The 18821-nt window shown below is 64.8% G+C and carries 15 protein-coding genes; 4 read left to right on the top strand and 11 right to left on the bottom strand.

Going from position 1 to position 18821, the window contains the following annotated elements; translation table 11 throughout:
• Positions 1-87: 87 nt before the first annotated feature.
• The 6 genes from LB553_RS07125 to LB553_RS07100 all read right to left on the bottom strand — a co-directional run bounded on the left by LB553_RS07125 (position 88) and on the right by LB553_RS07100 (position 6587).
• Complete coding sequence (locus LB553_RS07125; protein ID WP_224511858.1) at positions 88-1086, bottom strand: ABC transporter ATP-binding protein; 999 nt, start codon at positions 1084-1086, stop codon at positions 88-90.
• A gap of 15 nt (positions 1087-1101) precedes the next feature.
• A complete protein-coding gene (locus LB553_RS07120) occupies positions 1102-2163 on the bottom strand; it encodes a Gfo/Idh/MocA family protein (RefSeq protein ID WP_224511856.1) in 1062 nt (353 codons plus the stop codon).
• A 64-nt stretch (positions 2164-2227) separates the two neighbouring features.
• Entirely contained in the window at positions 2228-3067 is an 840-nt protein-coding gene (locus LB553_RS07115; RefSeq protein ID WP_224511854.1) for a carbohydrate ABC transporter permease, read from the bottom strand.
• Between the two features lie 8 nt (positions 3068-3075).
• Entirely contained in the window at positions 3076-4005 is a 930-nt protein-coding gene (locus LB553_RS07110) for a carbohydrate ABC transporter permease (protein ID WP_128259962.1), read from the bottom strand.
• A gap of 257 nt (positions 4006-4262) precedes the next feature.
• On the bottom strand, positions 4263-5522 hold the full coding sequence (locus tag LB553_RS07105) for an ABC transporter substrate-binding protein (RefSeq protein ID WP_224511852.1): 1260 nt from the start codon (positions 5520-5522) through the stop codon (positions 4263-4265).
• 114 nt (positions 5523-5636) lie between these two features.
• Entirely contained in the window at positions 5637-6587 is a 951-nt protein-coding gene (locus LB553_RS07100) for an N-acetylmuramic acid 6-phosphate etherase (protein ID WP_224511850.1), read from the bottom strand.
• 200 nt (positions 6588-6787) lie between these two features.
• Between LB553_RS07100 and LB553_RS07095 the strand changes: the two genes are divergently transcribed.
• Genes LB553_RS07095 through nagA form a run of 4 tightly spaced genes read left to right on the top strand, consistent with a single transcriptional unit; the run spans position 6788 to position 10677 of the window.
• Positions 6788-7669: a BadF/BadG/BcrA/BcrD ATPase family protein gene (locus LB553_RS07095; protein WP_224511848.1), complete on the top strand. Its 882-nt coding sequence runs from the start codon at positions 6788-6790 to the stop codon at positions 7667-7669.
• Positions 7670-7712: 43 nt separating this feature from the next.
• Positions 7713-8492 (top strand): GntR family transcriptional regulator, encoded by a 780-nt coding sequence (locus LB553_RS07090; protein ID WP_224511845.1) that lies wholly within the window; start codon positions 7713-7715, stop codon positions 8490-8492.
• On the top strand, positions 8489-9520 hold the full coding sequence (locus tag LB553_RS07085) for an SIS domain-containing protein (protein WP_224511843.1): 1032 nt from the start codon (positions 8489-8491) through the stop codon (positions 9518-9520). Before LB553_RS07090 ends, LB553_RS07085 begins: the two co-directional genes overlap by 4 nt.
• Positions 9517-10677, top strand: a complete 1161-nt coding sequence (gene nagA, locus LB553_RS07080; RefSeq protein WP_224511840.1) for an N-acetylglucosamine-6-phosphate deacetylase — start codon at positions 9517-9519, stop codon at positions 10675-10677. The genes LB553_RS07085 and nagA overlap by 4 nt, the downstream gene beginning before the upstream one ends.
• Before the next feature lie 146 nt (positions 10678-10823).
• Here the strand turns inward: nagA and LB553_RS07075 are convergent, their stop codons facing one another.
• From LB553_RS07075 to LB553_RS07055, 5 genes are all read right to left on the bottom strand, one after another.
• Positions 10824-11012 carry a hypothetical protein gene (locus LB553_RS07075; protein ID WP_224511838.1) on the bottom strand — a complete coding sequence of 63 codons (189 nt, stop codon included), beginning with the start codon at positions 11010-11012 and terminating at the stop codon, positions 10824-10826.
• Between the two features lie 365 nt (positions 11013-11377).
• A complete protein-coding gene (locus LB553_RS07070) occupies positions 11378-12895 on the bottom strand; it encodes a malonate--CoA ligase (protein WP_224511836.1) in 1518 nt (505 codons plus the stop codon).
• A 107-nt stretch (positions 12896-13002) separates the two neighbouring features.
• Positions 13003-13740 (bottom strand): GntR family transcriptional regulator, encoded by a 738-nt coding sequence (locus LB553_RS07065; RefSeq protein ID WP_224511835.1) that lies wholly within the window; start codon positions 13738-13740, stop codon positions 13003-13005.
• A 258-nt stretch (positions 13741-13998) separates the two neighbouring features.
• A complete protein-coding gene (rpe, locus tag LB553_RS07060) occupies positions 13999-14676 on the bottom strand; it encodes a ribulose-phosphate 3-epimerase (protein WP_224511832.1) in 678 nt (225 codons plus the stop codon).
• A gap of 291 nt (positions 14677-14967) precedes the next feature.
• Complete coding sequence (locus tag LB553_RS07055) at positions 14968-18810, bottom strand: DUF11 domain-containing protein (RefSeq protein ID WP_224511829.1); 3843 nt, start codon at positions 18808-18810, stop codon at positions 14968-14970.
• Positions 18811-18821 lie beyond the last annotated feature (11 nt).

Below are 18821 nucleotides of genomic sequence, written 5' to 3'. Positions count from 1 at the left end.
TTGCGATTCCCTCCGAGCTTCCTTCTCAGAGAATCACAACCAGCCAATTACGCAACAGGCCCACAAGGGGAGAAGGGGAAGCCGGCGCTACCTCAGCACCTTCCCATCCGCCCCAAACCGATACGTCTTCGCCGCATCCGGCGTCGCGTAGAGCGTAGCGCCCGGCTCGGCATTGTAGACGCCGAAGATGCGCACGGTGACCAGTCCCGCCTTCTCGCAGTCGAGATAGAGATTGGTGTCGGCGCCGAGATGCTCGGCATGCACGACGGTGCCTTTCCAGGCGCCGGACTTCGCGTCGACGGTCAGATGTTCCGGCCGCACCCCCATGGTCTTGGCCGTCTCGCCCAGCCTGGCGCCGTCGATGAAATTCATCTTCGGCGAGCCGATGAAGCCGGCGACGAATTCGTTGGCCGGCGAATTATAGAGCTCCATCGGGCTGCCGATCTGCTCGATGCGGCCGGCGTTGAGCACCACGATCTTGTCGGCCAGCGTCATCGCCTCGACCTGGTCGTGGGTGACGTAGATCATCGTCGCCTTCAGCCGCCGGTGCAGCTGCGCGATCTCGAGCCTGGTGTTGACGCGCAGCGCCGCGTCGAGGTTCGACAGCGGTTCGTCGAACAGGAAAAGCTTCGGCTCGCGCACCACGGCGCGGCCGATGGCGACACGCTGGCGCTGTCCGCCCGACAGCTCCGCCGGCCGGCGCTCGAGATAGGGCTCGAGCGACAGCATGGCGGAAGCGATCTTGATGCGGCGTTCGATCTCGGCCGCCGGCGTGCCTGCCTGCTTCAGGCCCAGCGCCATGTTGTTCTTCACCGTCAGATGCGGGTAGAGCGCATAGGTCTGGAACACCATGGCGATGCCGCGTTTCGCCGGCGGCGTGACCGAGACGTCCGCGCCGTCGATCAGCACGCGGCCGGAGGTCGAATCCTCCAGGCCGGCGATCACGCGCAGCAGCGTCGATTTTCCGCAGCCCGACGGGCCGACGAAGACGACGAACTCGCCATCCATCACTTCGAGGTCGATGCCCTTCAGCACCTCGACCGGCCCGAAAGCCTTCTTCACATTCTCGATCTTCAGCGAGCCCACGGCTTCGTTCCTGTTCTAGAGTTTCACGGCGTTGCCGCTGCGCACGCTCTCGTCGGCGGCGAGGCAGACGGCGAGCGACTTCACGGCATCGTCCATGTGGCGGGTGAGGTCGATGTCCTCGCGGATGGCCTTGAGCAGGAAGGCCTGTTCGAGGTCGCAGAGCTCCTGGTGGCCCGGCTCGCCTTCCATCGACAGCAGCTGGTCTTCCTTGGCGAATTTGCCGTCCGGTCCGGTCGCCGCACTGTGCAGGCGGATGGTCGAAGTCTTGGTGTGGGTGTCGATGTCGTCGGACTTCACACCCTCCTTCATCACCATCGAGACGCAGCCCTTGGGCGACATCACGTCCTTCACGAAAAAAGCCGTCTCCGAGATCATCGGCCCCCAGCCGGCCTCGTACCAGCCGACCGAGCCGTCCTCGAACAACACCTGCAGGTGGCCGTAATTGTACATCGAGGGCGCTACCTCGTCGGTCAGCCTGACACCCATGCCGCGCACTTCGACAGGTCTCGAGTCGGTGATCTGCAGCATCACGTCGAGATAATGCACGCCGCAGTCGACGATCGGCGAAGTCGTCCGCATCAGCTGCTTATGCGTCTCCCAGGTATGGCCGGAGGATTGCTGGTTGAGGTTCATGCGGAACACATACGGGCCGCCGAGCTTGCGCGCCTCGGCGATCAGCCGCATCCAGGACGGATGGTGGCGCAGGATGTAGCCGATCACCAGTTTCTTGCCATTGGCTTTGGCGGCATCGATGACGCGCTGCGCGTCGGCAACCGTCGTCGCCAGCGGCTTTTCGACGAAGACATGGCAGCCGGCCTCGAAGGCGCGGACCGCATAGTCGGCATGGCTGTCGGAATAGGTGGCGATCGCCGCGACGTCCGGCTTCTCGTCGCGCAGCGCGTCATCGAAGGAGCGCCTTATGCCGTAGCCGGCGAGCCCGTCCGGCAGCGGCACGTCGGAACGGTTGACCAAAGCAGCGATCTCGAAGTCCGGATTGGTGTGGTAGGCCAGCGCATGGCTGCGACCCATATTGCCGAGCCCGGCGACGACAACGCGAAGAGGGTTTTTATCGCTCACGTGACTGCTCCACTTTTTCCTGAGAGGGTGAGGCGCAGCCCTATGAAGGGTTGGCTGTTGTGGCTCACTTCACCGCTCCCGACGTGATGCCGCGGATCAGCTGCCGCGAGAAGATGACATAGAGGATCAGCACCGGCAGGATCGCCAGCGACAGCGCGGCCAGGATCGCGTTCCAGTTGGTGACGAACTGACCGAGGAAGAGCTGCGCGCCGAGCGTCACCGTCTTGGTCTCTTCCGACGGCGCCAGGATCAGCGGGAACCACAGATCGTTCCAGATCGGGATCATGGTGAAGACGGCGACCGTCGCCATGGACGGGCGTACCAGCGGCAGCACCAACCGGAAGAAGATCGTGTATTCCGACAGTCCGTCGATCCTGCCCGCGTTCTTCAAATCGTCGGACACCTGTTTCATGAATTCCGACAGGATGAAGATCGCCAGCGGCAGGCCTTGCGCGGTGTAGACCAGGATCAGCGCCGTCAGCGTGTTGACGAGCCCCGTCGCCACCATCAACTGCAGGATGGCGACGGTGCCGAGGCGGATCGGGATCATGATGCCGAGCGCCAGGTAGAGCCCCATCATCGTGTTGCCGCGGAAGCGGTATTCCGACAGCGCGAAGGCGGCCATCGCGCCGAACAGCAGCACGAAGAACAGCGAGGCGACGGTGACGACGAGGCTGTTCTGGAAATAGTGGACGAAGTCGCCCTGGCCGAACACGGTGGTGTAGCCGATCAGGTCGAAGGTCTTCGGTGTCGGCGGCGTCAGCGGCGCGCCGAAAATGCCCGCGCGCGACTTGAACGAATTCATCACCACCAGGATCACGGGAAACAGCGCGATCGCGGTGTAGGTCAAGAGGACCGCATGCGCGCCGAGGGCGCGGGGAAGCGAACGAGTGGCTGTGCTCATGGCGCGCCTCAGAATTGGTAGCGACGCAGGCGCGTCTGCACGAGGAACAGGTAAACGCAGACGCCGGCGAGGATGATCAGGAACATGATCGTGGCGATCGCGGCGCCCATGTTGGGATCGCCGACCTGCAGCTGGAAGCCGAAGAAGGCGCGGTAGAGGAAGGTGCCGAGGATGTCGGTCGAATAGTTCGGCCCGGCGAGCGCCCCTTGCGCGGTGTAGATCAGGTCGAAAGCGTTGAAATTGCCGACGAAGGTCAGGATCGAGATGATGCCGATCGAAGGCAGGATCAGCGGCAGCTTGATCTTCCAGAACTGCGCCATGCCGGTGACGCCGTCGCATTCGGCCGCCTCGATCACCTCGTCGGGGATCGACAGCAGCGCTGCATAGATCAGCATCATCGGGATGCCGACGAACTGCCAGACCGAGACCAGGCTGAGCGCGGTCAGCGCATACTGCTCCTTGCCGAGCCACGGCGTGAAGAAGCTCTTCAATCCGACGAAATCCATCAGATGCGGCGCCACGCCCCAGATCGGCGACAGGATGAGCTTCCAGGCGAAGCCGACGATGACGAAGGACAGGATCGTCGGCACGAAGATCGCCGTGCGGTAGAAGGCGGTGAAGCGCAGCCTGGGGCTGGAAAGAAGCGCCGCGAGCAGGATGCCGATCGGGTTCTGCACCAGCATGTGGATGATGAAGAACCAGACATTGTTGCGCAGCGCGTTCCAGAAATTCACCGACCAGTTCGGATCGCCGAACAGCGTGCGGAAATTGCCCAGCCCGACAAAGACCTGGGACTGTTCGATGTTGCGGAACAAGGAGAGCTGGAGGGTGCCGAACAGCGGTAGGATCATGAATGCGGTGTAGACCAGCACCGCCGGCGCCAGGAACACGCCGACATGCCAGCGGATCGGTCTTTTCGCTCGCGTTTCTGCAGCCATAAGTTTGGTAGCCATCAGTTTGGTAGCCATGAGTTCGGTTCCCCGCCGTCTCTGGGTTCCAGTTCAGGTGATGCTAGCTGATGCCTCGATGCACGGCCCGCTCGTCCCCTTGGGAGGGAACAACAGGGCCAGCGACAGATCGGCTCCGTCTTCCCCGCAAGCTGAGGGTAAGACCGGGAGGCTGCGCCGACAATCGCTATCTGGAGCTGTTCGAATGGCGGCCGGGGCGTGCCCGGCCGGCACCGTAATCGATGCTCTTACTTCGCCGGCTTGTACCAGCTGTCGAGGCCGTCCTGCAGCTTCTTGGCCGCGGCCTCCGGGGTGTCGGTGCCGTTGATCACATTGGCCGATTCAACCCAGGTCTCGTTCTCGAGGTTCGGCGTGCCGCGCGACAGGATCTGGTAGGTCGAGCGGATCGTCGACTTGCACTTGCCGCGCCAGGAGACGAATTCCTGCGCCAGCGGGTCTTCCATCTTCACCGGCTTGCTGTTCAGGCTGAAGAAACCCGGCAGCGCATTGGCGTAGATGGTGGCGAAGTCCGGCGAGGCGACCCATTCCAGGAACTTCTTGGCTTCTGCCTGATGCTTCGAGGCCGCGTTCAGGCCCATGCCGATGTCGGTGTGGTCGGAGATGTAGCAGGTGTCGCCGGCCTTCCCGACCGGCGGCGGGAAGGCGCCCATCTTGAACTGCGCCTGGGTGTTGAACAAGCCGATCTCCCACGAACCGGCCGGATAGATGGCGGCGCGGCCGAGCGTGAACAGGTTCTGGCTGTCCGGATAGGTCTGCGCCTCGAAGCCGTCGCCGAGATAAGGCTTCCACTTCGCCAGTTCCTTGAAGGGCTCGACCCACTGCGGATCCGTCAGCTTCTGCTCGCCCTTGATCAGCGCCAGGCGGCCTTCCTCGCCCTTCCAGTAGTTCGGGCCGATATTCTGGTAGCCCATGGTCGCGGCTTCCCAGAGGTCCTTGGTGCCCATCGCCATCGGAATGTAGGTGCCGTCGGCCTTGATCTTGTCGAGCGCCGCGAAGAACTCGTCGCGGGTCTGCGGCACCTTGATGCCGAGCTTGTCGAAGGCGTCCTTGTTGTAGATGAAGCCGTGGATCACCGAAGCCATCGGCACGCAGAAGCTCGACTTGGCGTCGTCGGTCTGCCAGGCGGCCTTGGCGACGGGCGAGAAGTTCTCCATGCCGGGCAGCGAGCTGATATCGGCAAGGTTGCCCTTCTTGAACAGTTCGAGCGACTTGTCGAAGGGACGGCAGGTGATCAGGTCGCCGGCCGATCCGGCGGCGAGCTTGGCGCCCAGCGCCGCATCATACTCGGTCGGGGCCGAAGGCGCGAACACCACCTTGATGCCAGGGTTCTTGGCTTCGAAGGCCGGAATGAGCTTGTCCTTCCAGATGGTCAGGTCGTCGCCGCGCCAGCTTTCGATGTTGAGCGTCACGTCCTCGGCGAGCGCCATCCCGGTCGTGCCGAGGATGCTTGTGCCGAGCAGAAGGGCCGTCAGTAGTTTGGTCTTCATCTTCAGTCTCCCTGTTGACCTTTTTCAGGTTCGGTTTTGAGAACAGGGGCTCAGCGCCCCTTGCTCCCCTCACAAGCCCGTTTCACCCCGATGGAAATGGGAACGAAACAGGCCCTACTTCTTTGTTAGGGCATGATCTTTTCTGAAAAGCGGGTTCCACTTTTCAGGATCTTGCCCCAGCGCGGAAAGCGCCGGTCGAAGCTTCTGGCCGGTTCCTTCCAGTATCTTCTCGGCCGCGTCCGCGTTGGCGGCGCCCGCGGCGAGCAGAATGGCGGTTTTGACGACGCCGCCGCTTTCCTCGAGCAGGCGGGCTGCGTCGTCGCGGCTCTTGCCGCTGATGGCGGCGACCATGCGCACGGCGCGGTCGCGCAGCTTGATGTTGTCTGCGGTGAGATTGACCATGTACCCGTCGTGGACATGGCCGAGATGGATCGCGGTCAGCGTCGACAGCATGTTGAGCGCGATCTTCTGCGCGGTGCCCGCGCCCATGCGCGTCGAGCCGGCGATCAGCTCAGGCGGAGTTTCGAGCAGGATGGCGACGTCCGCCTGCTTGAACAGGACGGCGCCCCGGTTGTTGGCAATAGCGATGGTGGCAGCGCCCCGGCTGCGCGCGTCTTCGAGCGCCCGCACGGCATAGGGCGTGGAACCGCTGGCGGAGATGGCGATCAGGCAGTCGCCCTTGCCGATCGCAGCCGCGGCAACCGCCGCCGCCGCTTCCTCGGTGTCGTCCTCCGGTCCGCCGGCCAGCGTGCGGAAGGCCCCGTCGCCGCCGGCGATCAGGATGGCGATGCGGTCGCGCGCAATGCCGAAGGTGCCGGGCAGTTCCAGCGCGTCGGCCGCCGCCATCAGGCCGGAGCTGCCGGCCGCTGCATAGGCGAGCTTGCCGCCGTTCTTCAATTGCTTCGCGATGAGTTCGGCGGCAACGGCAATCGCCGGGATGGCGCCATGGACGGCCTTGCTGGCCTCGATCTGGGCGTTGGCCAGGAATGCCAGAATGGCTTCCGGGGCCTGGACATCCAGCCCCTCGGCATTCTGGTGGAGCGCTTCCGTGCGCGTCTCGGCCATCCATTTTCCTCCAACTGAGCGAACAATACCAAAAAAATACCACTTGTCCACACGCATTAACGAATTTCCAGCTGCGGACTTCACCCGCCGGCAAATTAGCGGGGGAAGTCAATTAAATACGGCTTAAATTTTTTTGAGCCGAAATTAACTCTTGGCTATTGGTATTTTATTGGTATTATCCGGCCCCGAGGAGAAATCGCGTGAAATTCGTGCTTGGCATCGATGGCGGCGGCACCAGCTGCAGGGCGGCCCTTGCGACTGTCGACGGCGCCGTTCTCGGCCGCGCCAAGAGCGGCGCCGCCAACATCCGCACCGACCTCACCGGCGCCCGCGCCAACATCGTCGAAGCGGCGAGGCAGGCCTTCTTGGCCGCGGGCGAGGATCCGGAGATGATCCCGCAAACACCGGCCGTTCTCGGCCTCGCCGGCGCCAATGTCGGCACCTATCGGCAGCAGCTCGAAGCGATCCTGCCCTTCAGCAACAGCCGCGTCGAAACCGACGCCGAGATCGCGCTCGAGGGCGCGGTTGGCTCCGGCGATGGCGCCATGGCCATTCTGGGCACCGGAACCGCCTATATGGCGCGTAAAGAGGGCAAGTCGCGCGCCATCGGCGGCTGGGGTTTCCAGGTCGGCGACCAGGGCAGCGGCGCCCGCATCGGCCGCGACCTGCTGGAACAGACGCTGCTTGCCTATGACGGCATCCGTCCGGCCTCGCCCTTGACCGACGCCATGCTCGCCGTCTTCCGCAACAATCCCGAAGACGTCGTCGAATTCACCACCAACGCCAAGCCCGGCGATTTCGGCGGCTTCGCGCCAAAGGTCTTCGAGCATGCTGAAAAGGGCGATCTCGTCGCCAATTTCATCCTCGCCAAGGCGGTCGCCGATGTCGAGGCTTCGCTCGGCGCGCTCGATCTTGCCGACGACGCGCCGCTCTGCCTGCTCGGCGGTCTGGCGCCGCTTTATGCGCCGCGCCTGTCGGCACGCTATCAGGCGCTGCTCAAAGCCCCGCTCGACGATGCGCTGGGCGGCGCCGTGCAGATGGCCTTGCGCATCTTCGCAAGGGGCTCGGAGGCCGCCCGATGAGCGCCGCCGACCAGATCTTCGCCATGTTGCCGGAGGCGTCGCGATGAGCGCCGCCGACCAGATCTTCGCCATGTTGAAAGAATCCTCGCAGAGCGGCGCACCGCTTTATCTGCAGCTCAGGCGCAGCATCGAGGAAGCGGTCAATCGCGGCCTGATTGGTCCGGGCGACGCGCTGCCCTCCGAGCGTGACATCGCCAGCAAGGCCGATATCTCGCGCGTCACCGTGCGCAAGGCGGTGCAGGATCTTGTCAAGGGCGGCATCCTCGTCCAGCGCCACGGCTCGGGCACCTTCGTCGCGCCGCGCATGGAGCGCGTCGAGCAGTCGCTGTCGCGGCTCACCTCTTTTACGGAAGACATGGCACGCCGCGGCATGAATGTGCGTTCGGTCTGGCTCGACCGCGGCCTCTATGCCCCGTCGCCGGATGAGATGATGGTGCTGGGCCTCTCCTCGACCGAGCTGGTGGCGCGCGTCGCGCGCCTGCGCATCGCCAACGACACGCCGCTGGCGATCGAGCGCGCGGCGCTCTCGGCCAGCGTCCTGCCCGATCCCGAAGCGATCGGCTCCTCGCTTTATGCGGCGCTGGGCATGACCGGCAATCGCCCGGTCCGCGCCGTGCAGCGCATCTCGGCCACCAATCTCGGCGACGCCGATGCGCGCCTGCTGGAGGTGCCGGCGGGGGTTGCCGGACTGCAGATCGAGCGCATTTCCTATCTGGCGAGCGGCAAGGTGATCGAGTTCACCCGCTCGGTCTACAGGGGCGACGCCTATGATTTCGTCGCGGAACTCCGGCTGACCGGGCCGGGAGAGGAGATCCGGCCATGAGCGCCAACACCACCCATATGCGGCGCGAGATCGACGAGATCCCTGAAGCCGCTGCTCGCCTTCTCGACGGCTCGGCCTCGGCTTTGGCCGAAGCAGGGCGCGGCCTGCGCGAGCGCGATCCCCACTTCGTCGTCACCGTGGCGCGCGGCTCGTCCGACCATGCCGCGAGCTTCATGAAATATGCCGTTGAGCTGACGGCAGGCCTGGCGGTCGCTTCCGTTGGGCCGTCGATCGCGTCGATTTATGGCGCCAAATTGAGACTCCGAGGCTCGGCCTGCCTGGCGATCTCGCAGTCGGGCAAGAGCCCCGACATCATTGCCATGGCCGAAACCGCGCGGGCCGGCGGCGCGCTGACCGTCGCCATCACCAACACGGCCGACTCGCCGCTCGCGCGGATTTCCGACCATGCCATCGACATCCTGGCCGGCCCTGAACGCTCCGTCGCGGCCACCAAGACCTTCGTCAACTCGGCCGTCGCCGGCCTCGCCCTGATGGCGCATGCAACCGATGACCAAGCGCTGCTTAAGGCGCTCGCCGGCCTGCCCGGCCATTTCGAGAAGGCGATCGCCTGCGACTGGATGGCGCTTGCCGGCGCTTTGGAGAACCCGCAATCGCTGTTCATCCTCGGCCGCGGGCCGTCCTTCGCGATCGCCAGCGAGGCGGCGCTGAAATTCAAGGAAACCTGCGCCATGCATGCCGAGGCCTACAGTGCCGCCGAGGTCATGCATGGGCCGCTGGCACTGGTCGGGCCGGGTTTCCCGGTCCTGGCGCTTGCCGCGCGCGATGCGTCCGAACCCTCGGTCGCCGAGGCGGCTGACGGTCTGACGGCCAAGGGCGCCGCCGCCTTCACCACCTCCGACAAGGCGAAGGCCGCGCGGCTTCTTCCCCATGTCGCCACCGGCCACCCGCTGACCGATCCGCTGCCGCTGATCGTGTCCTTCTACGGCTTCGTCGAAGCTTTCGCGCGCCATCGCGGCCTTGACCCCGACACGCCGCGCAATCTGCGCAAGGTGACGGAAACCGTATGAGCGACCGTTTCGCACTCACCGGCGCCCGCATCTTCGACGGCACCGACTGGCATGACAACGCCGCCCTTGTCGTCAAGGGCGAAGTCGTCGAGGCCATCCTACCCGCCGGGGCGGTTCCGTCCGGCGTTTCGACGGTCGAGACCGGCGGCGGCCTGCTGGTGCCCGGTTTCGTCGACATCCAGGTCAATGGCGGCGGCGGTGTGATGCTCAACGACCATCCCGACGTCGCCTCGATCGAGACCATCTGCCGAGCGCATGCGCCTTTCGGCACCACAGCGCTGCTGGTGACGCTGATCACCGACACGCCGGCGATCACCGCCGCCGCGATCGCCGCCGGCGCCGAGGCCGCTCGGGAACAGGTGCCGGGCTTCCTCGGCCTGCATCTGGAAGGTCCGCATCTCTCCATCGCCCGCAAAGGCGCGCATGATCCGGCGCTGATCCGGCCGATGACCGACGCGGACCAGGCGGCGCTGATCGCGGCGCGCAAACAGCTCCCCGTCCTGCTCACCACGATCGCGCCGGAATCGGTCGAGCCGGCCCGTGTCGCGGCGCTCGCCGAAGCCGGCGTCGTCGTCAGCCTCGGCCATAGCGATACCGACTACGCGACGGCCACCGCCTTCGCCGAAGCCGGCGCCACGGTGGTCACGCACCTCTTCAACGCCATGAGCCAGATCGGCAACCGCGAGCCGGGCCTGTCGGGCGCTGCGCTCGACACCGGCGGCTTGTACGCCGGCATCATCGCCGACGGCATCCATGTTCATCCGGCGACGATGATCCTTGCGCTGCGCGGCAAGCAGGGGCCGGGCAAGATCGTGCTCGTCACCGACGCCATGGCAACCATCGGCACGGACATGACATCGTTCACGCTCAACGGTCGCACCATCTACCGCAAGGATGGGAGTCTCAGGCTTGCCGACGGCACGCTGGCCGGCGCCGATCTCGACATGATTTCCGCCGTGCGCTACGTCCATCGTGTCGTCGGCTTGGAACTCGACGAGGCTTTGCGCATGGCCTCGCTGTACCCGGCCGAGGCGATCGGCCAGGCGCACAGGCTCGGCCGCTTCGCCAACGGGACAGCGGCCGACATTGTTGGGCTGTCGGAGGGGCTGGATGTCAGAAACGTCTGGATCGGCGGCGAGAAGGTTTTTGGCGCGTAGGCACATCCTCCCGTCATACTCGGGCAGGTTTTGACCGGGACAGACATTTTCTGACCGCGAAGATTTGAGGCCTCTGCTTATCGGGCCTTAAAATGTCGGGTTTTTGGGAGTTTCGCGACAAAAGAGATGCGCGGAACGTAGAAATGCTAAGGCTTACGCACCTTGACCTTTGGTGCGCCGTCTTCTCCGACCTCGATCTTGATGCGTTCATCGCTAGGGACAGGTGGAGGTGCCACACTGGTAACTTTTACATCCTCCAGGCGGTCCTCGGCTAGAAGTTCCTTTCCTCTTGCCGTTTTAAGGCGTTCCAGTTGATCGATTATGATCCCTGACATCTTTGCCTTCCGATGAAAACGAAATTAGGCGAGAGCGCTCACGAAGAGATGTATGTCATCGCGGCATCGTCTGCAAAGCAAACAGTACAACAACCGTGATGATCGGAATAATAGCGCCTAGGCAGTAGAAGAAATAAGCTACCGTTGCCGGCTGTTCCCCGTCCGTTAATGCTCCTTTAAATATCGGCAACGCCATAGGGCGCAACGGTACAGAATTCTGCAACGTTACAAGCGCCTTAGCGTAACGGCATGGATTCTAGGGTCTCCGCGCGTCGCTTCGCTCCTTGCTCCGCCCTAGGATGACGAGGCGATGGGCGTCTTGGCCCATCTCCGAGGCCTGTGGCTCGATAGATTATTAGCCGGCGCTATTTCGCCGCGTAAATATCCTTATAGGCCTCACGCAGCACGTTCTTCTGCACCTTGCCCATTGTGTTGCGCGGCAGCTCGTCGACGAAGATCACCTGCTTCGGATGCTTGTATTTCGCCAGCCGTCCGGCGATGGCGCTGGCAATGTCGGCGGCGCTGATCGCCGAGCCCGGCTTGCGCACCACCACCGCGGTGACGCCCTCGCCGAAATCCGGATGCGCAACGCCGATCACCGCGCTTTCGCTGACGCCGTCCAGCGCGTCGATCTCGCTTTCGATCTCCTTCGGATAGACGTTGTATCCGCCCGAGATGATCAGGTCCTTGCCGCGTCCGACGATGTGGACATAGCCGTCGGCGTCGATCAGGCCGAGGTCGCCGGTGATGAAGAAGCCGTCGTCGCGGAACTCGGCCCTGGTCTTGTCGGGCATGCGCCAATAGCCCGCAAAGACGTTCGGGCCCTTCACCTCGATCATGCCGATCTCGCCCTGGGCAAGCGACTTGCCGTTCTCGGGATCGGTGATGCGCAGCGAAACACCCGGCAAGGGGAAGCCGACCGTGCCGGCGCGCCGCTCGCCGTCATAGGGGTTGGACGTGTTCATGTTGGTTTCGGTCATGCCGTAGCGCTCGAGGATGGCGTGGCCGGTGCGCTCGCGCCAGGCCTTGTGCGTCTCGGCCAAGAGCGGCGCCGAGCCGGAGATGAAGACCCGGATCGTCTTCGCCGCCTCGCGTGTCAGGCCGTCCTGCTGCAACAGCCGCACATAGAAGGTCGGCACGCCCATCAGCGCGGTCGCGCGCGGCAAGAGCGAAATGACGCGCGCCGGATCGAATTTCTGCTCGAACAGCATTTTCGCGCCGGCCATCAGGATGACGTTGGTAGCCACGAACAGGCCGTGCGTGTGGAAGATGGGCAGCGCATGGATCAGCACGTCGTCGGCGCTGAAGCGCCATTGCTCCACCAGCACGCGCGCGTTGGAGGCGAGGTTCTCGTGGCTGAGCATCGCGCCCTTGGAACGGCCGGTCGTGCCGGAAGTGTAGAGGATCGCGGCAAGATCGTCCGGCCCGCGCGCGACATCGCTGAAATCCGTCGCCTGTCGCGAAGCCTGGCTGGCCAGCGTTCCCTGTCCGTCGCGGCCGAGCGTCAGCACCGTGGCGCCGATCGCCGCGGCAAGCGGTTCGACGCCCGAAAGACGGTCCGGATCGCAAACGATCAGCTTCGGCCTGGCGTCGCGGAAGAAATAGTCGAGCTCGGGCAGCGTGTAGGCGGTGTTGAGCGGCAGGAAGACCGCGCCGGCGCGTAACGTGGCGAGATAGAGCAGCGCCGCCTCCCGGCTCTTCTCGACCTGGACCGCGACGCGGTCGCCGGGCTCGACGCCAGCCTGCGCCAGGGCGTGCGCAAGCTGCGCCGATTTCGCCAGCATGTCGCCATAGGTGATCGAACGGCCGTCATCCGTCTTCATCAGCAGCCGGCCGGGCGCCGGCATGCGGGAACGGAAAGCGCTGAAGAGATGATTGGTCATGAAATGTCCTCACGGCGGACGAAGGCCGAATGGCGCATGCATGCGCTCGCCTGAGCGAATACCAGATTTGACGCCCGGAGCAAAAACTGCGTTGATTCTTCAATCCGCTATTTGCGGCCGCGTTGGGACTTGCCGGCCCTCGGGTCGTAGCCCTGGGCGAGGCGTTCCATGCACATCGCCGCGGTGAGGCGGTAGTGATTGAGAAGCGCCTCGACCGCGCCGTCGGCGTCGCCGTCCAGCGTGCGCTCGGCAATGATGCGGTCCTCGCCGAGATCGTCGCGCCCCGTGCCTGGCGCATTTTGCGCGATCAGGCGGTAGCGCGAGGCCTGATCGGAAAGCTGATCGCAAAAGCCGATCAGCCAATGCGACCGGCACGCCGCGATCAGCGCGCGATGAAAGGCCCGGTGCAGCTTCTCCCACTCCGGATTGTTGGTTGTCGGGTCATCCGGCAGGCGGCGCTCGGCGCGCGCAAGGCGGTGCAGCGCCAGCACCAGCTGCTCTTCCCATTCGGCGGTGCGGTGAGCAATGGATTCGCGCAGCGCCCGCTCCTCAAGCCAGCAGCGCGTGCGCGTCAATTCCTCCAGTTCCGCGGCGCTGACCGGCATCAGGAAGAAGCCGCGCTGGTCGTGACGGCCGAGCAGGCCCTCGGCGGCCAGGCGGTTGAGTGCCTCGCGGACCGGCGAGGCGCCGGCGCCATAGCGGGAAACGACCCATTCGACACGCAGTTTCGTCTCGGACTCCAGAGCTCCGCGCAACAGGTCGTCGCGCAGTTGCTGGTAGACGGAACTGGCAAGCGTGCTTTTGCCGCCCTTGCTTTGGCCCGGCTCGGTGCTTCCGTTTGTCAATCAAACTCCTGTTGCTTGCCCCTGGTTTGCCAGGGCCCCTCGGCGAAGCAATTCCGTACGTGTATCATACATCCGGGCAATGGCGCCTCAAGCGGAAGATGACGATATTCGACTTTAAGACGAGATGGGTCGTCTATTTATTGAACGAAGTAGAATCTCGATAAAAAGCTGGTATTCCTGCGCCGCTTCACATATTGAACAGTCGTTCAATCTCTGCTCGATTGCGCAACTTACGAGAGAGATCGGACTGCTATGCGTTCAACTTGCGGTCCTGTCGGCTGCGGTGCGAATTGCTTCGATGTTCGCCCTATAGGCTTCGATGCTGCCGCCCTTGAAGACGGCGGCACCCGCCACCAGCACATTGGCGCCGGCCGCGGTCACCAGCGGCGCCGTCTCGGCCGAGACGCCGCCGTCGATCTCGATGTGGATCGGCCGGCTGCCGATCAGCGCCTTCACCCGTTTCACCTTGTCGACGATCGCCGGGATGAAGGCCTGTCCGCCGAAACCGGGATTGACCGTCATGATCAGGATCAGGTCGAGCCGGTCGAGCACATATTCGATCACCGTTTCCGGCGTTGCCGGGTTGAGCGAGACGCCGGCCCTCTTGCCGAGGCTCTTGATGGTCTGCAACGAGCGGTCGAGATGCGGCCCGGCTTCGGCGTGCACCGTCATGCCGTCGCACCCGGCTTCGGCGAAGGCCGCCAGGTAAGGATCGGCCGGCGCAATCATCAGATGGCAGTCGAAGAAGGCTTTGGTGCGATTGCGGATCGCCTTGATCACCGGCGGGCCGAAGGTGATGTTGGGCACGAAATGGCCGTCCATCACGTCGAGATGGATCCAGTCGGCGCCGGCCGCCACGACGGCCTCGACCTCATCGCCCAGCTTCGAGAAATCCGACGCCAGCACCGATGGCGCGATCAGGGTCTTCTTGCTCATGGCGCAAATTCTCCCGGCGGTCCTGTGCGCGTGGTCGCGCGCCTGTCAGGGCGATTGCCTAGAGCAATTCCAGGAAAAGTGCGAGCGCTTTTGCGTCCGGAATTGCGTGAAAACAAAGACATAGGGCGTTTCATAGTTTCCGTGAAACGGTGAAACGCCCTGGACCATGGTCCGGCCAAGGGGAAGCATGTTTCGACGGACGCATGGGCCCACCTGCCATAGAGCTTTCTTCGATGTGGAAAAGAAAACCCGCCGGATCGCTCCGGCGGGTCTTGATCTTCAGCCGCAAGACTACGGCTTGAAGTTCTGGATGTTGGCGCCCGCCGGATCCTGCAGCAAGCGGCGTGGCTGGCGCTGCGGCACCAGTTGCTGCAGCACATTCGGGTTGAGCAGGATGCCGGGGTTGATCTCGATGTCCGGCGGCCTGCGGATCGGGTAGCAATCCGGATACTGGCCGGTCGTTCCGGCCGGGCAGCGCCGCCGGGTGAAGACCGGCTGGCACTGTCCGTCGATGAACTCCGCACCCGGTGCGCATTCCACCGATGCCTTGCGGCAGGCGCCGTCGCGAATTTCGGTCCCGCGCGGGCAGACGCAGTCACCCCGCTTGTTGTGGACCTGGCCGCGGATGGCGCACTGCTCCTGGCTCGGCCTCGGCCGCTGGCAGGCCCTGCCCCGCACCACCAGGCCATCCGGGCAGGCGCAGTTGCCGTTGGGGTCGCGCACCTGGCCGCGGACCGGGCACTGCTTCGACACGATAGGCCGGCAGGCGCCGCCGCGCACCTCCATGCCGCTCGGGCAGACGCAATCGCCATCGGCATTGCGGGACTGGCCGCGGACACGGCACTGGGCGGGCGGCTGCCTGTTAGGCACGCAAGCCTTGGCGGCACGGTCGAGATGCGTGCCTTTCGGGCAGACGCAGCCGTCCGTCGTCAGCACTGCGCCACGGATCGTGCATTTCGGCGGGACGACCTGGCATACGCCGTTCACCAGCTCGCCGCGGCGGCAGACGCAATTGCCGTTCTGGTCGCGGTACTGGCCGGGACGCAGCGTGCATTGCGGCTCCTGCGGCTCTTCGCCCTGGACGCACTTGCCGTTTTCCAGTTCGGTGCCGCGCGGGCAGACGCAGCGTCCGTCCTCGGTGCGGATCTGGCCCTGGAGCAGGACGCAACGCTGCGGCACCGGCAGCGGCAGAAGCTTGCTGCCACCGGACGAGCATTGGCCATCACGGAAGGTGGTGCCTTCCGGGCAGACACAGCGGCCGGCCGAGTTCAGCACCATTCCATACAAGCACTGGTTCTTCACCTCATGCCCGATGGTGAAGGGATGGCACGCATAGGCCTTGCCGCGATCGCCCTGCACGCCGCTCGGTGCACGCGACAGCACGTCGCCGCCGCTTTGCACCGGCGTGTTCGGCGAGAGCACGCCGACGCAATTCTGTCCCGTGACCGTGCCCTTGAGATCGGCAAGCCGCCTGTCGTCGGGAAGGGTCACGGTGACATGGTGCTTGCGGCTTTCGCCGGCGCCGAGCGCCAGGTTCGCGATGCAGGACGCCGGCAGCGTCGCCGGCTCCGGCGAGCAGCCGAAGGGCGGGTCGATCGAGGTGATCGGGACGCCTTCCAGCCTGCCGATGCCGTCGATGCCGATCGCATCGCCTATGCGGACCGGGCCGGAGAAGGGATTCGGCCCATCGTTCGTGATGGTGATCTCGAACGAGCAGGGCTCTCCCGACCGGCATTCGGCATCGCCGGTCTTCTCGACGCGGATGGTCGAGCCGCCGCCCTTCGCGCAGGCCTGGCCGATCGGGTAGACGATGTCGTCGCCCGGCGCCGGCCCGTAGGAGCCGCGCGCGCAATTCTCGAATGCGCCATTGCCGTTCACCGTCACGTCGAAGTGCCGGCTGGTTCCGGGCGTCATCACGGTGCCGGGGATCTGGCACGACAGCGTGTTGGCAGGCACCGGTCCGCAAGCCCAGTCCGCACCGTCAGGGGTGACGCTCTGTATTTGTACAGGCGCTCCGCCCGACACCAGCGTCGCGGCATCGTTGACCCGCACCGGTCCGGTCGGGGCCGCGGTGCCGGCATTGGTGACGGTGATGCGGCAGGAAACCGCGGCACCGGCAAGCGAGCCGCCGCAGGTCTTGGTGATGCGCAGGCCGGGTTGGCCGCCATTCGGATGGCGGATGCGCTCGGTGGCGCAGGCCTTGTTGTTGGCGAGGTCGACCTCGCCGGCAATGCCCTTCACCTCGGCACAGTTCTCCACCGTGTCCGGCCGGTAGTTTGCGGGCATCACCGCTCTGACGACGATCGGCGTCGAGGCGCCCGGAGGCAGCGAGATGCCGGCATTGTCGCAGCGGAACTGGCCGGGGCCGTTCGCTCCGCAAGTCCATGGCGGGCTCGGCCCGAAGGTCGACGAGGTCGGCGCGCCGCCGGGGTAGGTATCGATCACCGTCAGCGGCCCGTTATAGGTGCCGGTCCCGTTGTTAATGATGTCGATCACGAAAGTGCAGGCGCCGTCCGGAGTGCAGACCGGGCTGCGGGCGCGCTTCTTCAGGATCAGGTCGACCTTCTTCTCGACCGGCCGATTGCACTGCGGATCGCGATCGCCTCGGCGGCAGATCGGGATCGAGGCGCAGCCGCGGTCGTTCTGCTGGCTGCCGAACAGCGGCTTGCCGCTGGCCTGGTAGTCATAGGCGGCGCAGTTGCGCAGCACGCCGCCCTGCCAGCCGCCCGCCGGCTTGAAGCCGAGCTTGAGGTTGACGGAGGCGCCGGGATTGAGCGTCGTCGCCGGATAGGTGCAGGTCATCGGCGTCGTGCCGGGTACGCAGACCCAGGGCGCGTTCGGCCCGGAGGTCAGCACCGAACCTGCCGGCAGCGTCAGCTCGTCGAGCACGATCTTGCCGTTATAGGGCGCGTCGCCGACATTGGTGACGGTGATGGTGAAGTAGCAGCCGCCGGCTATCGTGCAACGCGGCACGTCGGCATGCTTCTCGACCTTGAGGTCCGGCTCCTTGTCCTTCGGCGGGCATCTGAGGTCACGCGGGACGACGATGTCGATGACCTGCGTGCAGCAGAGCCCCCAGCCTTCCTTCGGCCCGGCATAGGTCTCGATGCCGGTGACGACGAGATGGATGGTCTCGCCCGGCGAAGCGCCGATGATCTTCCAGTTCAGCACGCCGCCGCCGACCGGCACTTTCTGCATGTCGGGAACGATGCTGATGCCGGGCGTGGTCGTCGACACCTGCACCCCTTTGCCGCCCATCTCGGGTCCGACCGGCATATGGTAGATGAAGGCGGCGCCGCCGGGCACACAGTCGACCGTGCCGTGCTCGACCTTGAAGCATTCCTTGCCGGGAGGCGGAGGCGGCGGGTTGCACTTGGTCAGGTCGATCTTGATCGAGGTCTTCACGCCGGTCAGGAAATCGCCGTCGTCGGGCTTGTCCGGATCCTGCGAGCGGATCGCTGTTGCCGGACCGCCCCTGAAGGCCACCTCGATCTCACCCTGGTTGTCGACCGTCGTCGGCACGGGAAAGGTCGCATGGTCTATCTTGGCGGTGATGCGGAAGGTGATGACGCGTTCGTTCGCAGCACCCGTGCCATCGAGGTTGGCAGCGCTGATGCGGAAGTTGGAAACGCTGGCCGTGTCGTTCGGGCTGGCCGACGTGCCGATTGAAGCAGCGGGCAGCGCTCCGCCGGAGGCGCTGGTGCCGTCGCCGGAGACATCGACGCCGACAATCTGTAGGCCGTGCGGCAGTTGATCCTTGAAATCGAGCCTTGTCGCCTTGAGCAGGGCGGCCACGCTTGGCCGGTCGAAGTCCTGCGGGTCGCCATGGATGCCGAAGCTCAGGACATACTCGACGGAATCGCAGCTTTTCTGGCTGCCTTTCTTGGTGAAGAAGGGGACGATCCGCGCGAGTTCGGCATTGATGCCGCGTGACGCCGGATTGGCGGCCTGTTTGATCGCGGCCGGAGCCTGGTCCTGGGCGAGCGCCGGCAAGGCCGGCATCATGGCGACCGCGACACCGGCCGCCATCAGCCAGCGCGCGCCGCGCCTGGCATATGACAGGGGTTTCACGATCGTCGCCATGACGGTTTTCGAACGGCTCGAGACGGAGCGGGAAAGGGCGAGATTTGTCATCTGTCCCTCCC

It is taken from the genome of Mesorhizobium sp. CA8 (assembly GCF_020164955.1).
GTDB lineage: Bacteria > Pseudomonadota > Alphaproteobacteria > Rhizobiales > Rhizobiaceae > Mesorhizobium.
This window is presented reverse-complemented; position numbering and strand designations above follow the sequence as displayed.

Bases quoted from the DNA above. Each gene is read 5' to 3' on its own strand.
- LB553_RS07115 (WP_224511854.1), bottom strand. From the start codon at position 3,067: ATGAGCACAGCCACTCGTTCGCTTCCCCGCGCCCTCGGCGCGCATGCG.
- LB553_RS07110 (WP_128259962.1), bottom strand. From the start codon at position 4,005: ATGGCTGCAGAAACGCGAGCGAAAAGACCGATCCGCTGGCATGTCGGC.
- LB553_RS07105 (WP_224511852.1), bottom strand. From the start codon at position 5,522: ATGAAGACCAAACTACTGACGGCCCTTCTGCTCGGCACAAGCATCCTC.
- LB553_RS07100 (WP_224511850.1), bottom strand. From the start codon at position 6,587: ATGGCCGAGACGCGCACGGAAGCGCTCCACCAGAATGCCGAGGGGCTG.
- LB553_RS07090 (WP_224511845.1), top strand. From the start codon at position 7,713: ATGAGCGCCGCCGACCAGATCTTCGCCATGTTGAAAGAATCCTCGCAG.
- LB553_RS07085 (WP_224511843.1), top strand. From the start codon at position 8,489: ATGAGCGCCAACACCACCCATATGCGGCGCGAGATCGACGAGATCCCT.
- nagA (WP_224511840.1), top strand. From the start codon at position 9,517: ATGAGCGACCGTTTCGCACTCACCGGCGCCCGCATCTTCGACGGCACC.
- LB553_RS07075 (WP_224511838.1), bottom strand. From the start codon at position 11,012: ATGTCAGGGATCATAATCGATCAACTGGAACGCCTTAAAACGGCAAGA.
- LB553_RS07070 (WP_224511836.1), bottom strand. From the start codon at position 12,895: ATGACCAATCATCTCTTCAGCGCTTTCCGTTCCCGCATGCCGGCGCCC.
- rpe (WP_224511832.1), bottom strand. From the start codon at position 14,676: ATGAGCAAGAAGACCCTGATCGCGCCATCGGTGCTGGCGTCGGATTTC.
- LB553_RS07055 (WP_224511829.1), bottom strand. From the start codon at position 18,810: ATGACAAATCTCGCCCTTTCCCGCTCCGTCTCGAGCCGTTCGAAAACC.